General features: G+C 66.1%; 12 protein-coding genes. 3 read left to right on the plus strand and 9 right to left on the minus strand.

Annotated elements, in window-relative coordinates; all coding sequences use genetic code 11:
• Window positions 1-96: 96 nt before the first annotated feature.
• Together J4G32_RS12505 and clpB are read right to left on the minus strand one after the other, a co-directional pair.
• Window positions 97-588: a hypothetical protein gene (locus J4G32_RS12505; protein ID WP_210493508.1), complete on the minus strand. Its 492-nt coding sequence runs from the start codon at window positions 586-588 to the stop codon at window positions 97-99.
• Window positions 589-719: 131 nt separating this feature from the next.
• Window positions 720-3,344 carry an ATP-dependent chaperone ClpB gene (clpB, locus tag J4G32_RS12510; protein ID WP_210493514.1) on the minus strand — a complete coding sequence of 875 codons (2,625 nt, stop codon included), beginning with the start codon at window positions 3,342-3,344 and terminating at the stop codon, window positions 720-722.
• A gap of 200 nt (window positions 3,345-3,544) precedes the next feature.
• Between clpB and J4G32_RS12515 the strand changes: the two genes are divergently transcribed.
• Window positions 3,545-3,793: a hypothetical protein gene (locus tag J4G32_RS12515; protein ID WP_210493518.1), complete on the plus strand. Its 249-nt coding sequence runs from the start codon at window positions 3,545-3,547 to the stop codon at window positions 3,791-3,793.
• 42 nt (window positions 3,794-3,835) lie between these two features.
• Entirely contained in the window at window positions 3,836-4,621 is a 786-nt protein-coding gene (locus tag J4G32_RS12520) for an MOSC domain-containing protein (RefSeq protein WP_210493521.1), read from the plus strand.
• Window positions 4,622-4,682: 61 nt separating this feature from the next.
• Here J4G32_RS12520 and J4G32_RS12525 read toward each other — a convergent pair whose 3' ends face one another.
• The 6 genes from J4G32_RS12525 to J4G32_RS12550 form a co-directional block, all read right to left on the minus strand.
• Window positions 4,683-5,669, minus strand: a complete 987-nt coding sequence (locus J4G32_RS12525; protein ID WP_210493525.1) for a DUF4167 domain-containing protein — start codon at window positions 5,667-5,669, stop codon at window positions 4,683-4,685.
• A gap of 371 nt (window positions 5,670-6,040) precedes the next feature.
• Window positions 6,041-6,895 carry a peptide chain release factor N(5)-glutamine methyltransferase gene (gene prmC / locus J4G32_RS12530; protein ID WP_210493534.1) on the minus strand — a complete coding sequence of 285 codons (855 nt, stop codon included), beginning with the start codon at window positions 6,893-6,895 and terminating at the stop codon, window positions 6,041-6,043.
• A complete protein-coding gene (gene fosX / locus J4G32_RS12535) occupies window positions 6,892-7,302 on the minus strand; it encodes a FosX/FosE/FosI family fosfomycin resistance hydrolase (RefSeq protein WP_343232644.1) in 411 nt (136 codons plus the stop codon). Before fosX ends, prmC begins: the two co-directional genes overlap by 4 nt.
• Window positions 7,299-8,387, minus strand: a complete 1,089-nt coding sequence (prfA, locus tag J4G32_RS12540) for a peptide chain release factor 1 (protein ID WP_210493538.1) — start codon at window positions 8,385-8,387, stop codon at window positions 7,299-7,301. Before prfA ends, fosX begins: the two co-directional genes overlap by 4 nt.
• Window positions 8,387-10,654, minus strand: a complete 2,268-nt coding sequence (gene ptsP / locus J4G32_RS12545) for a phosphoenolpyruvate--protein phosphotransferase (RefSeq protein WP_210493540.1) — start codon at window positions 10,652-10,654, stop codon at window positions 8,387-8,389. The genes prfA and ptsP overlap by 1 nt, the downstream gene beginning before the upstream one ends.
• 91 nt (window positions 10,655-10,745) lie before the next feature.
• Complete coding sequence (locus J4G32_RS12550; protein ID WP_210493541.1) at window positions 10,746-11,984, minus strand: aspartate kinase; 1,239 nt, start codon at window positions 11,982-11,984, stop codon at window positions 10,746-10,748.
• Window positions 11,985-12,127: 143 nt separating this feature from the next.
• Here J4G32_RS12550 and ubiG point away from each other — a divergent pair, with 143 nt between their 5' ends.
• Window positions 12,128-12,871 carry a bifunctional 2-polyprenyl-6-hydroxyphenol methylase/3-demethylubiquinol 3-O-methyltransferase UbiG gene (gene ubiG, locus J4G32_RS12555; protein WP_210493544.1) on the plus strand — a complete coding sequence of 248 codons (744 nt, stop codon included), beginning with the start codon at window positions 12,128-12,130 and terminating at the stop codon, window positions 12,869-12,871.
• Here ubiG and nhaA read toward each other — a convergent pair.
• Window positions 12,821-14,065: a Na+/H+ antiporter NhaA gene (nhaA, locus tag J4G32_RS12560; RefSeq protein ID WP_210493548.1), complete on the minus strand. Its 1,245-nt coding sequence runs from the start codon at window positions 14,063-14,065 to the stop codon at window positions 12,821-12,823. The genes ubiG and nhaA overlap by 51 nt on opposite strands.
• Window positions 14,066-14,083 lie beyond the last annotated feature (18 nt).

Here is a 14,083-nt window from a genome sequence, read left to right on the forward strand (position 1 = left end):
ACGACGCCGGGATGGCGGATCGCCCTTGAAACGCCGCATGGCCGGGTGGGTCCCGGCCATGTTCGTGCCACAAGCAGTGACCGTTCTGGTGAAATATCAGGCCTTCCCGCGCAGAAGTTTGCCCTTCGGCACGTCCACCATGGTGCCCGGTGCGGGAACGCGGCGCCGGCTTTCAGCACCGCCCTTCATGACCATGGGCTTCGGGTCGTTCTGGGTGAATTCCGGCCTCAGCGCCGGGCTCTTGAGAACTGTGGTCGGACGAATAGCCGCCACCTCCTCGTTCGACAGCGTCAGGCTCACGGGCTCTGCGCTGTCGTCGGCCGGCACCTCGGAGAAACTGTGAATGCCTGCGCCTGACCCGCTCTTCACCCGGCCGCCATCCGCATGACGGATATCGAGATCCGGGTCGAGTTTTCGCGATGCGCCCATCAGGCCGGTGGCTTTCGCGGCAGCCCGCTTCGCATCGCCGACACTGTTGCGCGTGGTCGACTCTGCCAGACCATCTTCGCCAACACCGACATTCGTCAGTTCATCGAGACCGTCCTCGATCTGGGGTTCGGGGATCTGGCCTCGTTTATCCTGAGCCATGTCTGATTCCTTTCCTGTTGGTGACAGGAGGGCAACGTGTTCTCGAGAGAGGCGGTTCCTCAATCTCCCGGGCAAACGACAATGGCCGGGACGAGCCCGGCCATTGAATATGATTGCCTTTTTCGCGCGCCTTAGTTGAGGCGCACGCCTTCGGGCGGCCCCTCCGCACTGCCTCCGGCCGGCACATCGCCGATCATGAGGCCGGTAGGGCCCGTCCGGACGGTGACGGTCTCGCCGTCCTTGATCTCGCCGGCGAGAATCAGCTCCGCCAGCGGATCCTGCACGTATTTCTGGATCACGCGCTTCAGCGGACGGGCGCCGTAGGCCGGATCGTAGCCCTTCTCGGCGAGCCATTCGCGGGCTTCCGGCTCAAGATCCATGACGAGCTTGCGCTCGTCGAGGAGCTTCTGCAGGCGGCCGATCTGGATATCGACGATCGCGCCCATCTCCGACCGCTTCAACCGGTGGAAGAGAATGATCTCGTCGACGCGGTTGAGGAATTCCGGACGGAAGTGCGAGCGCACCACGCTCATCACTTCGCCGCGCACCGCATCCGTATCCTCGTTCTCCTTCTGCGAGACGAGGTATTCGGACCCGAGATTTGACGTCATGATGATCAACGTGTTGCGGAAATCCACCGTCCGGCCCTGGCCGTCTGTCAGACGTCCGTCGTCGAGGACCTGCAGCAGGACGTTGAACACGTCCGGATGCGCCTTCTCGATTTCGTCGAACAGCACCACCTGGTACGGCCTGCGCCGGACTGCCTCCGTCAACGCGCCGCCTTCCTCGTAGCCCACGTAACCCGGAGGGGCGCCGATGAGACGCGAGACCGAGTGCTTCTCCATGTATTCGGACATGTCGAGACGCACCATCGCGCTCTCGTCATCGAACAGGAAGCCCGCCAGAGCCTTGGTCAGCTCCGTCTTGCCGACGCCTGTCGGGCCGAGGAACATGAACGAGCCCATGGGACGGTTGGGGTCCTGCAGGCCGGCCCGCGCACGCCGGACAGCGGTTGCCACCGCGTGCACAGCCTCGCGCTGGCCGATGACGCGCTTGGCCAGTTCCTTCTCCATGTTGAGAAGCTTCTCGCGCTCGCCCTCGAGCATCCGCTCGACCGGGACGCCGGTCCAGCGGGAGACCACCTGGGCGATATGGTCGGCAGTGACTGCCTCTTCCATGATCCCGCCCGCATTCTCGGCGGCCTCGGTCTCGGCCAGTTCCTTCTCGAGTTCCGGAATGGCCCCGTAGGCGAGCTCTCCCGCGCGCTGGTAGAGGCCCTGCCGCTGGGCGGAGGCCAGTTCGTTGCGGGCTTCCTCGAGCTGCTTCTTCAGGTCGGCGGCCCGGCCGAGTTTCTCCTTTTCGGCGCGCCAGCGCATCGTGATGGCAGCCGATTGCTCCTCGAGATCCGCGAGTTCCTTTTCAAGGCGCTGCAATCTGTCCTTGGAGGCGGTATCGGTCTCCTTCTTCAGGGCTTCGGCTTCGATCTTGTGACGCACGATCTCGCGGTCGATGGTGTCGAGTTCCTCGGGCTTGGAATCCACCTGCATGCGCAGGCGGGCTGCCGATTCGTCGATCAGGTCGATCGCCTTGTCGGGCAGGAAGCGGTCGGTGATGTAGCGGTTGGACAGGGTCGCGGCCGCAACGATCGCGCTGTCGGTGATCCGGACGCCGTGATGCTGCTCGTACTTCTCCTTCAGGCCGCGCAGGATCGACACGGTGTCTTCCACCGTAGGTTCGGCCACGAAAACGGGCTGGAACCGGCGGGCCAGCGCCGCATCCTTCTCCACATGCTTGCGGTACTCCTCAAGCGTGGTCGCGCCGACGCAATGCAACTCCCCGCGCGCCAGGGCAGGCTTGAGCAGGTTCGAGGCATCCATCGCCCCCTCGGACTTTCCGGCCCCGACAAGGGTATGCATCTCGTCGATGAACAGGATGATGCCGCCCGCAGCGGACGTCACTTCCTCCAGCACGCTCTTGAGCCGCTCTTCGAATTCGCCGCGATATTTCGCGCCGGCGATGAGGGAGCCCATGTCGAGGGCCAGCAACTGCTTGTCCTTCAGGCTCTCGGGCACGTCCTCGTTGACGATTCGCAGGGCGAGCCCCTCGATGATGGCGGTCTTGCCGACGCCGGGCTCACCGATCAACACCGGATTGTTCTTGGTGCGCCGGGACAGAACCTGGATGGTCCGCCGGATTTCCTCGTCACGGCCGATGACCGGATCGAGCTTGCCCTCGCGGGCCGCCTCGGTGAGGTCGCGGGTGTATTTCTTCAGGGCGTCATAGGCGTTTTCCGACGTTGCGGAATCGGCCGTGCGACCCTTGCGGATCTCGTTGATGGCGTTGTTGAGACCCTGGGGGGTCACGCCCGCTTCGGCCAGAATCGTGCCGGCCTCGGAATCCTTGTCGGTGGCAAGCGCCAGCAGCATGCGCTCGACAGTGACATAGGAGTCGCCCGCCTTGTCGGCCATCTTTTCGACCGTATCGAAAAAGCGCATGAGGTCGCGCGTCGCCTGCGGCTGGGCGGCCGATCCGGAGACCTTGGGCTGCTTGGCAAGCCATTGCTCGACCGCCGCCCGTGCGGCAGGCGGCCGGCCGCCAGCGCGCTCCACAAGGCCGGCGCACAGGCCTTCGGGATCGTCGAGCAGCACCTTCAGGAGATGCCCCGGGGACAATTGCGGATGGCCTTCCCGCATGGCGAGGTTCTGCGCCGCCTGAACGAAGCCGCGGGCGCGCTCTGTGTATTTCTCGAAATTCATCAATTCACCCCTGTTCGGCGCCGATTGCCCTCTTGGAGGCACAATGGGCCATGTGAGATCGGACCTTCGTTCGAAGCATCCGCTGACAGGAAAATGGTGTTGCGCATGAGCCACAACAAGGGGCGGAACCGCAGCTTCCGCCCTGGCATTGACCGATGTCCAGCGCCATGACGGCGCGCATCTCACCGGGAGCCGCGATGATGTCCAAAGACCCGCGTTCGGAAGCCGAAAAAGCCCGCGCCGACCTGGCCCGAAATGCCGAAATGGGGATGGCCGTCCCCGAAAGTCCGCCAGAGGAGGGACCGTCGGTGACACCCGAGACCTTCGCGGATACGTCCGAGGCGGGGCGCCGACGGGCGCAGGAGGCCGGGATCGAGGCGGGCGGCGTGGCGAAAAGCGCGGACGAGGAGGGCGAGGATCCCGACGTCCTCTCGCGCGCGGGCGCGTAGCTCGCGCTTGTTTGGCGACGGGGCGCGATCTATCCATGAGCGATGAGCATTCGCATCGTCGACCTCCACCGCTATCCCGTCAAAGGCCTTTCCCCCGAGCGTCTCGATCAGGCGATCCTCGACCGGGGAGACTATTTCCCGGGTGACCGCCTCTTTGCCATCGAGAACGGCCTCTCCGGCTTCGATCCAGACCAGCCCGAACATCAGCCCAAGATCAAGTTTCTGATGCTCATGCGGAACGAGGCGCTGGCCCGGCTGAGAACGCGCTATCTCGACGAGACGTCCACGCTCTCGATCAGCGAAGGCGGCTCGGAGCGGGCGCGGGGGGATCTCACGACGCGAGAGGGACGCGTTGCCATTGAGGCCTTCTTCCGCCGGTTCATGCCCGGCGAACTGCGCGGGCCGCCCAAGGTGCTGACGGCGCCTGCCGGATTCCGGTTCACCGATTCACGACGGGGCTTCGTCTCCCTCATCAATCTGGCGAGCGTCAAGGCACTGGCCGAGGTGATCGGCGCGCCAGTCGATCCCCTGCGGTTTCGCGGAAATGTTCACGTGGACGGTCTCGCCCCGTGGGCGGAATTCGACCTCGTGGGCCAGGTCCTTGCCACGTCGTCAGGCCTTCGCCTGAAGGTGACCAAGCGGATCGTGCGGTGCGCGGCGACCAATGTCGATCCGACGACGGGCGACCGTGATCTTGCCATTCCCAAAGCCCTGATGACCGCCTATGGGCACTGCGATTGCGGGATCTATGCGGAGGTTTTGGCGGGAGGACGGCTGGCGGCTGGAGAGACCCTCGCCCGCGAACAGGGCGCGCTCGCCCTCGACTGACGTGCCAAAAAAAAGAGGAGAGCCAAGCTCTCCCCTTCAGCCTGATGCCATGCCGACAATCCTATTCGGCCGGTGTCTTCTCGTTTGAGCCGTCGCTGACGTTGCCGTCGGCCACCGCCTCGCCCTCAGCCAGGCGCGGGCGTCGTACGGCGCGGCGACGGGGACGAACCTCGCCTTCGGCGGCGTCGACGGCCTTAGGGAGGGGAGCCGGAGCATCGTCGATGCCGGGCAGGATCGGTGTCCGCACGGGATTGGTCAGGAAGGCCGGCAGGCCGACGGGGTCTGCGCCCTCCGCCTCGACGCGCGCGCGGGGCGGGCGGCCACGAGGGGCCCGCTCGGCACGCTCTGGGCGTTCGACCCGCTCGGTCCGCTCGACCCGTTCGGTCCGCTCGACGCGGGGAGCCGGGTCGGCGCGCTCGCTCCGCTCCGGCCGGTCGTTGCGGTCGAACTCGGCGCGGGGTTGCTCGTCGCGGGCATATTCAGGGCGCGGTCCACGATCCCGCGGAAAGCGGTCGCGGCGCTCTGGCCGGTCGGTGCGCTCGACGGGTCGGTTGTCCGGCCGGTCCTGGCGGTCATTTCGCTCGGGGCGGTCGTTACGGTCACTGCGCTCGGGACGATCCTGGCGCTCGGGACGATCCTGGCGGTCGAAACGCGGGCGACGCTCGCCCTCCCCATTGCGGGGCTCGAAGGGCTGGGGCTGGGACGCCGGGTCCATCTCGTCGCCGTAGCCCTGGCGATCGCCATTGCCGAAGCCGTCGTCGTCGCCATCGTCGTCGGAGCGTGGCTGATAGCCATATTGCTCGCGCAAGGCTTCCTGGGCGGCAGCGATGATGCGGATGTAATGCTCGGCGTGCTGGTAATAGTTTTCCGCCGCCACCGGATCGCCGCTGGTCTGGCAGTCGCGGGCCAACTGGCTGTATTTCTCGGCGATGTGCTGCGCTGTCCCGCGGATTTTGACATCCGGGCCATTGGATTCGTAGCTGCGCGTCAGGGGATTGGGCCCCTTGTTGCCGCCGCCGTTGTTGTTGTTACGGCTACGACCGCGCATGCGCCTGTTCTGTCCTGGTCTCATTCTGGTCTACGACCCTCGCTGGTTTTGCAATCCCACGGGATGCAAGCCCATGTTCGCCGAACGGGCCTCGTCGCCCACCGTTCGCGTGGCAACCGTCTGTCGTTAAGCCATGGCCAAAGCCTTGGCCGTCCTTCAGTGTCGGGTTCTGGTGATCACGCCCGGCTGTTCAGTTTGCCCCTGCCAGCGCGATTGATAACGGTCGATCTTCCGGGGTTTCCGTAACACGGGTTCCGCCGATTTGTTGAGACCGATCACGTCATCTGCCGCAAATCTAGCGGGTTCCGCTCGGTCCAACAAGCGATATTTCACTTTATCCTCATCGGGCGATGATCGCTTCTCTCACCCGATCATGTCCGTTTGAGGGCGATGCAGCGTGGTTGACCGGCGAGGTCGCTGGCAAACCGCGCCAACGTGAAGCCGGAAGCAGCCGCCATCGCTCGCAGAGCGGCCTCCTGATCGAACCCGATTTCCAGGACGAGGACGCCATCGGGGCCAAGGAGCCGGTGGCCATCGGCGAGGATCGCCCGATAGGCGTCGAGACCGTCGATGCCGCCGTCCAACGCCAGAGCGGGGTCGTAGTCGCGCACCTCGGGGGCGAGGCCCGCGACCACGGCGGTCGCAATGTAGGGCGGGTTGGAAACCACCAGATCGAACCCTCCGGGCAGCGCCGCGCCCCACTCGCCGACGACGAACAGGCTGCGGGACCCGACGCCGTTCCGGGCTGCGTTCTGCCGCGCCCTGTGAACCGCGCCCTCCGACCGGTCGATGCCGATCCCGAGGGCAGCGGGCCGCTCGTGCAGCAGCGCCACCAGCAGGCAGCCGGAACCGGTGCCGATATCGGCGATCCGGTAGGCAGCCTGTGTCTCGGGCAAGAGGGCGAGGGCCGTCTCGACAACGGTTTCGGAATCCGGCCGCGGCACCAGGGTGTCCGCGCCCAAGCCGAAGGGCAGGCCCCAGAATTCGCGCTCGCCGAGAATCCGCGCCACCGGCTCTGAGGCCAGCCGCCGCTTCGTAAAGGCGGCAAGCCGGTTGGCCTCGGCTTCTGACAGGACGACTCCTGCCCGCACGGCGAGTTCGGTCGCGTCGATGTCGAGAGCGGCGAGGAGCAGAAGGCGCGCATCAAGGGCAGCCGTGGGCAACCCCTGGGCCTGCAGCCGGGCACGCAGCCCCCGCAGGGCCTGCTCCCGCGAGACCCCGGTCACGGCTCTCCCGCCCGATAGTGCGCCAGTCTTTCGCTCAAGCTCCCCGTGTGGAGTTCGAACAGGTGGTTGTCGTGGTCGTAGAAGTAGAGGGATTGGCCCTCTCCCGCGACCCGGGCGCGTCCCTCGAGAATGGTGAGGCCGAGGGCTTCGATGCGCTGCCGGTACGTCGGAATCCGGTCAGGCGGGATCTTGAATGCCACATGGTTGTAGGTGCGGGTCGGAAGGGCCTCGCCCTCCATGACGGCGATCCACAGCTCGCCCACGGTGAAGAATTTTTCCCGCGCGATCGAGAACGGGCGGTCGCCTGACCCATAGACCTCGCGGCCTTCTAACACCTGTTCGATCAGGGCCGTCATTCGGTCGAGGTCGGCTGTGATGAAGGTGAGGTGGCTGAGGCCCTCGATCACGCCGCCTGGTCCTGGTCGGCCAGCTGGGCGGCCTGATGCTCGGTCACCAGCGCGTCGATCAGTTCGTCGAGGGCGTTGCCGGCCATCACCTCCTCGATCTTGTAGAGCGTGAGGTTGATCCGGTGATCGGTGACCCGTCCTTGCGGAAAGTTGTAGGTGCGGATGCGCTCGGAACGGTCGCCAGACCCCACCTGCGACTTGCGGTCGGCGGCGCGGACCGCGTCCTTGGCGCTGCGCTCGGCGTCGTAGAGACGGGCGCGGAGCAACGCCATCGCGCGGGCGCGGTTCTTGTGCTGGGAGCGCTCGTCCTGCACGAAAATCACCATGCCGGTCGGCATGTGGGTGATGCGGATGGCCGATTCGGTCTTGTTGACGTGCTGGCCGCCGGCACCTTGCGCCCGCATGGTGTCGATCTTCAGGTCGGCGTCGTTGATGGCGATATCGACCTCTTCGGCCTCCGGCAGGACCGCAACGGTAGCAGCCGAAGTGTGGATGCGGCCGGAGGTTTCGGTGTCGGGAACCCGCTGGACCCGGTGCACGCCGCTCTCGAATTTCAGCCGGGCGAACACGTTGCGGCCTTTGACCTCGGCGACGATTTCCTTGTAGCCGCCCGCCGTGCCCTCGCTCTCGGAGACGATCTCGACCTTCCAGCCCTTCAGGTCGGCATAGCGCGCATACATGCGGAACAGGTCGCCGGCGAACAAGGCGGCCTCGTCGCCGCCGGTGCCGGCGCGGATTTCCAGGATGGCGCTCTTCTCGTCCGCCTCGTCGCGGGGCAGGAGCATGATGCGCAGATCCTGGGCTGCCTGTGCGACAGCCTCCCGCGCTTCGGGCAACTCGTCCTCGATGAGCGCGCGCATTTCCGCATCGGTGCCGGGGTCGGCCAGCATCGCCTGCAGGCCCTGCAGGTTCTCTTCCATGGTGTGATAGGCGCGGATTGCCTTCACCACCCCGTCAAGCTCGGCAAGCTCGCGCGACAGGGCCACGAAAGTTTCCGTGTCCGGGCCCGCATTCAGCGTCGCCATGACGATATCGTGGCGGGCCAGAATGGCGTGCAGGCGTTCTTGCGGAGGCGCAATCGACATCAGACGGGAATACCATGGGCTTTGGCGAAGGCCGAAAGCGTCGGCCGCAGCGAATTGCCGCCCCCGTCCAGCGTCAGCTTTTCGCGGATCAGGGTGCCGACGAGGTCCGCGTCGAGGGCGAGCAGCATGGCCTTGACCGGTCCGATCGAGGTCGGAGCCATGGACAGGGAGCGGAAGCCGAGGCCGATCAGCGCCATGGCCTCCAGCGGCCGCCCGCCGATTTCGCCGCAGACGGTGAGTTCGCAATCCGAGGAGGCCGCCTTGTCGACGACCCGTTTCAGGGCGCGCAGCATCGGCGCGCTCAAGGGATCGAAGCGCTCGGCCACGCGCCGGTTTTCCCGGTCGATGGCGAAGAGGAACTGCATCAGGTCGTTCGAACCGATCGACAGAAAATCAGCCACCGCACAGATTTCGGTGAGCTGGAACAGCAGGGAGGGGACCTCCAGCATGGCGCCGAGCTTGAGATCGGCCGGCAAGGGGTAGCCGTGGCGGGACAGATAGGCCTTCTCCCGCTCGACCAGCACCTTGGCGCGCACGAATTCGTCGCAGGTGGCGACCATCGGGAACATGATCTTGAGGTGGCGGCCGGCTGCCGCCTTGAGAAGCGCCCGGATCTGCATCCGCAGCAGCCCCGGCCTGTCGAGCCCGATACGGATCGCCCGCCAGCCGAGTGCCGGGTTCTCTTCCTCGACCGCCTGCATGTAGGGCAGGATCTTGTCGCCCCCGATATCCAGGGTGCGGAAGGTCACAGGCCGATCCCCGGCGGCTTCCACCACTGCCGCATAGAGAACCTGCTGCTCGGAGGCCGTCGGCATCCGCTCGGAAATCATGAATTGCAGCTCGGTGCGAAACAGCCCGATGCCGGTCGCGCCCGTATCCTCGAGATGGGGCAGGTCGACGAGCAGGCCTGCATTGAGCTGCAGATTGATCGGCTTGCCGTCCTTGGTGACCGCCGGGACGTCCCGCAGCTTAAGATATTGTTCCTGCCTCCGGGCGCGCAGGCGCGCCTTCTCGGCATAGGCCGCCTCGACCTCGGCGCTGGGGCGGATCTGCACGTCGCCGGTGCCGCCATCGACGATGATGGCGTCGCCCTGCTCCATGATCGAGGTCGCATTGGCCACCTCGCTGACGGCCGGGATGCCGAGCGCCCGCGCGACGATCGCAATATGGCTCGTCGGGCCGCCCTCCTCGAGCACGAGTCCGCGCAGGCGCGAGCGGTCATAATCCAGGAGCGCGGCCGGACCCATGGAGCGGGCGACGAGGATCGCGTTCTCGGGCAGGGAGGCTTTTGACGCCACCATGTCGCGGCCGACCAGCCGGTGCAGGAGGCGGTTGGCGAGGTCGTCGAGATCGTGCAGCCGGTCCCTGAGATAAGGGTCGGTCTGGCGCAGCATCCGCGCGCGGTTGTCGGATTGCACGCGCTCGACCGCGGCCTCGGCCGTGAGGCCCGAGGTCACGGCTTCACGCATCCGGCGCAGCCAGCCCTGGTCATGGGCGAACATCCGAAAGGTTTCCAGCACGTCCCGGTGCTCGCCGTGATGGGCGACATCGCCGCGCTCGATCAGCTCGTCGATGGAGGCGCGCACGTCGCCGATCGCCTCTTCCAGGCGCTCCAGTTCGACCTCGACATTCTCGGCGATCAGGTTCTTCAGGACGACGCGGGGTTCGTGCAGGACCACATGGCCGAGGCCGACGCCGTCGGCCAGCGCAGTGCCCCGCTGCTGCAACGGCCTTCGAAAAGCGGTGCCGGTCTCGATGGGGGCCAGGGCCTGAAGCTCGCCGGAGGCCAGCATTTCGGCCAGCACCATCGCTGTGGTCTGCAGCGCCTCCAGTTCCTCCTCGGCATAGACCCGGTAGGTGCGGTTCTGGACGACGAGGACGCCGAGCGTGTTGCCGGCGCGCAGGAGCGGCACGCCGAGGAACGCGTGGTAGATTTCTTCGCCGGTCTCCGGCTTGTAGGAGAAGGCCGGGTGGCTCTGGGCGTCCGACAGGGCCAGCGATTCGGCAGTGGCGGCGATCAGGCCCACGAGACCTTCGCCCGCCCGCATGGTGGTGAGGTGGACGGCCTCCCGGTTCAGGCCCTCGGTGGCGAAAAGTTCAAGAACCCCGTCGCCGCGCATGACATAGAGCGAGCACACCTCGGCCACCATGTTGGCGGCGATGAGGATCACGATCTTGTCGAGTCGATCCTGCGCTCCGACCGGCTCCGCCATGATCTCGCGGAGGCGGCGCAGCAGAAGGCGCGGACCGCCGGGAGCGCTGGGCATGACCTGTCGAGTTCCCGTCATTCTTCGAACCGACGGGACGGCCCGGCGGCTCTGCGGTAAGAGTGTCGCAGCCTTTGTGACGAGGCGTCAATCAGGCTTGATCAAGGCCGTATAGCGAGTGGAGCGTGCGCACGGCAAGCTCTGTGTAGGCCGAGTCGATCAGAACCGAAAACTTAATCTCGGAGGTCGTGATGGCCCGAATGTTGATTCCCTTGTCGGCAAGGGCTTTGAAGGCCCGGGCGGCCACGCCCGCGTGGCTGCGCATCCCCACGCCGATGGCCGAGACCTTGACCACGTCGGTGGCGCCCTGCAGGTCCCGGAAGGCGATGTCGTCGCGGTGGGAATTGAGAACGGCGCAGGCGCGCTCGTAATCGGCGGTCGGCACCGTGAAGGTGATGTCGGTGGTGGTCGTGTCGTCGGACACCACCTGGATGATCATGTCCACGTTGATGTTCGCGTCCGCCAGCGGCACGAAGATCGAGGCTGCGATGCCGGGCTTGTCCGCGACATTCCGTAAGGTAATTTGTGCCTCGTCGCGGGAATATGCGATGCCGGTCACGACCTGCTGTTCCATGATGTCTTCCTCGTCGCAGATGAGGGTGCCGAGCTTCGGGTCCGCCGGGTCGTCGAAGCTGGAGCGCACATAGGTCGGCACCCGGTGCATCATGGCGAGCTCGACCGAGCGGACCTGAAGCACCTTGGCCCCGAGCGATGCCATCTCGAGCATCTCCTCATAGGATACCTTGTCGAGCCGCCGCGCCTTGGTGACGATGCGGGGATCGGTTGTGTAGACGCCGTCCACGTCCGTGTAGATGTCGCAGCGCTCGGCCTGGATGGCGGCGGCGAGCGCCACCGCGCTCGTGTCCGACCCGCCGCGCCCGAGGGTCGTGATCCGCCGCGTCGGCTCGTGCACGCCCTGGAAGCCCGCCACCACGGCCACCTCGCGATGATCGGTAAAGCCGCGAATGATCGCGGTGCCGTCGATGCCGACGATTCGCGCAGACCCGTGCGCCTCGGAGGTCAGGATTGGAACCTGCCAGCCCTGCCACGAGCGGGCCTTCACGTTCATTTCCTGCAGGGCCAGCGCCAAAAGGCCGGACGTGACCTGCTCGCCCGAGGCGACGACAGCATCGTATTCCTTCGGATCGTGGAGCGGAGAGGCGTCCTTGACCCAGGACACAAGCTCATTCGTCTTGCCCGACATGGCAGAAACGACGACCGCCACATCGTAGCCGGCATCGACCTCGCGTTTCACATGGCGGGCGACATTGCGAATCCGCTCCACCGTGGCGACGGAGGTGCCGCCGAACTTCATGACGAGACGAGGCATGGGACAAAAGCCAGACAGTGGAGCAAGACGAGGAAAGTCAACTTTGCCTCTTCGCCGGAGCGGAGGCGGCGTATACATGACGGCGGGGTGCCGCGCTGTCAACGCGCGGCTGGCCCCCGGCGACGCGATGCAAGGACGTTTTCATGACCGAGGGGCATTCCTCCACGATCGACCCCGAAGAGGTGGCCCGCTTCGAGCGCATCGCCGAGACCTGGTGGGACCCCAAGGGGCCCATGAAGGTCCTGCACCGGTTCAATCCGGTCCGTCTGGCCTATATCCGCGACGGGGCCTGCCGTCGTTTTGCGCGCGATCCGCGCTCGGCGCGGTCCCTCGATGGTCTGAGCATCCTCGATGTGGGGTGTGGGGGCGGGGTCCTGTCCGAGCCGTTGGCGCGCCTGGGTGGCAACGTGACGGGCCTCGACCCGGCTCCCACCAACATCGCCGTTGCGCGCCTGCATGCGGAACAGGCCGGACTGGCCGTTGCTTATCGCAACGAGACCGTCGAGGCCGTTGTTGCCGCAGGCGAGACCTTCGACATCGTGCTGGCCATGGAAGTGGTCGAGCACGTGGCCGATGTGCAGGCGTTCGTGACAGCGTGCGCGGCAGCCGTGAAGCCGGGCGGCTTTCTCGCCATGGCGACCCTCAACCGCACGGCCAAGTCCTTCGCCTTCGCCATCGTGGGCGCCGAATACGTGCTCGGATGGCTGCCCAAGGGCACGCACGAATGGGAGCGGTTCGTGACCCCGGACGAGCTGCGGGCAGCGCTCGACCAATCAGGCTTTGCCGTCTCGGATGAAACCGGCGTCGTCTACAATCCGCTCAACGGCACCTGGTCCCTATCGGGCGACATGGCGGTCAACTACATGCTGACCGCCGCGCGCGGGTAGGGCTTCGCGCGGGGCGAATCGCAGGATGGCCAGCCCGGCCAAAGCCGAAAGAATCGACCCCGCCAGCACCCCGATCTTCGTCGCGTCGTTCAGGGCGGGGCTGTCGGGAAATGCCAGCGCCCCAATGAACAGGCTCATGGTGAAGCCGATGCCGCAGAGCAGCGCGACTCCGTAGCATTGCAGCCGCGTGGCGCCCGCCGGGACGTCCGCGAGGCCGAACCGGAAGGCCAGCATCGAGAACCCGAAGACCCCGACCTGCTTGCCGATCAGGAGGCCGAGCGCAATGCCCATCGGCAAGGGCGCCAGAAGCGCGGACGGGGTGAACCCCGCAAACGACACGCCCGCATTGGCAAAGCCGAAAATCGGGATGATGGCGAACGCCACCCAGCCATGCAGCCCATGTTCGAGCCGGTGGAGCGGCGAGGTCTCGGCCCGGGTGGCCTTCGGGTTCGGATCGAGCGGAATCGTCAGCGCCAGCACGACGCCCGCCAGGGTGGCGTGGATCCCGGATTTGAGCACGAAGAACCACAGCAGCGCGCCAATGAGCAGATACGGCACCAGCGAGCGCACGCCGAAGCGGTTGCAGGCAATCAGCACCGCGATGCAGCCGAAAGCCGCCGCCAGCATCGGAAGCGACAGGTCGCTCGTGTAAAACAGCGCGATGATGATGATGGCGCCGAGATCGTCGAGAATCGCCAAGGCCGTCAGGAAGATTTTAAGCGACGGCGGAATCCGGGAGCCCAGCACCGCCAGCACGCCAAGCGCGAAGGCGATGTCGGTGGCCGCAGGGATCGCCCAGCCGCGCAGCAGCGCGGGTTCCTTCCAGGTGACCGCCACATAGACGAGCGCCGGCACCACCATGCCGCCGAGCGCGGCGATGCCGGGGAGAACGCGACGGGGCCAGGTGGAAAGCTGCCCGTCGAGGAACTCGCGCTTGATCTCAAGCCCGACGAGCAGAAAGAACAGCGCCATCAGGGCGTCGTTGATCCAATGCAGGACACTGAGACCCAACACATAGGTGCCGAGAGCGTCGAAATAGGCGCGAGAAAGCGGCGAGTTGGCGCAGATCAGCGCCAGTACCGTGACGGCCATCAGCAGGATCCCGCCAGCGGCCTCGCTGTCCAGGAAACGCCGCATCATCGAGGCGGGCCTGTGAGGCCGGGACGGGCGGCCGTCGTCACGTCGTTGGTTCATGGCTTATCTCCCGCTCCC

Source organism: Microvirga antarctica (assembly GCF_017921815.1).
In the GTDB taxonomy this organism is placed as follows: Bacteria; Pseudomonadota; Alphaproteobacteria; order Rhizobiales; family Beijerinckiaceae; genus Microvirga; species Microvirga antarctica.

Bases quoted from the DNA above. Each gene is read 5' to 3' on its own strand.
- ubiG (WP_210493544.1), top strand. From the start codon at position 12,128: ATGACCGAGGGGCATTCCTCCACGATCGACCCCGAAGAGGTGGCCCGC.
- clpB (WP_210493514.1), bottom strand. From the start codon at position 3,344: ATGAATTTCGAGAAATACACAGAGCGCGCCCGCGGCTTCGTTCAGGCG.
- prfA (WP_210493538.1), bottom strand. From the start codon at position 8,387: ATGTCGATTGCGCCTCCGCAAGAACGCCTGCACGCCATTCTGGCCCGC.
- ptsP (WP_210493540.1), bottom strand. From the start codon at position 10,654: ATGCCCAGCGCTCCCGGCGGTCCGCGCCTTCTGCTGCGCCGCCTCCGC.
- nhaA (WP_210493548.1), bottom strand. From the start codon at position 14,065: ATGAACCAACGACGTGACGACGGCCGCCCGTCCCGGCCTCACAGGCCC.
- J4G32_RS12505 (WP_210493508.1), bottom strand. From the start codon at position 588: ATGGCTCAGGATAAACGAGGCCAGATCCCCGAACCCCAGATCGAGGAC.
- J4G32_RS12515 (WP_210493518.1), top strand. From the start codon at position 3,545: ATGTCCAAAGACCCGCGTTCGGAAGCCGAAAAAGCCCGCGCCGACCTG.
- J4G32_RS12550 (WP_210493541.1), bottom strand. From the start codon at position 11,984: ATGCCTCGTCTCGTCATGAAGTTCGGCGGCACCTCCGTCGCCACGGTG.
- J4G32_RS12520 (WP_210493521.1), top strand. From the start codon at position 3,836: ATGAGCATTCGCATCGTCGACCTCCACCGCTATCCCGTCAAAGGCCTT.
- J4G32_RS12525 (WP_210493525.1), bottom strand. From the start codon at position 5,669: ATGCGCGGTCGTAGCCGTAACAACAACAACGGCGGCGGCAACAAGGGG.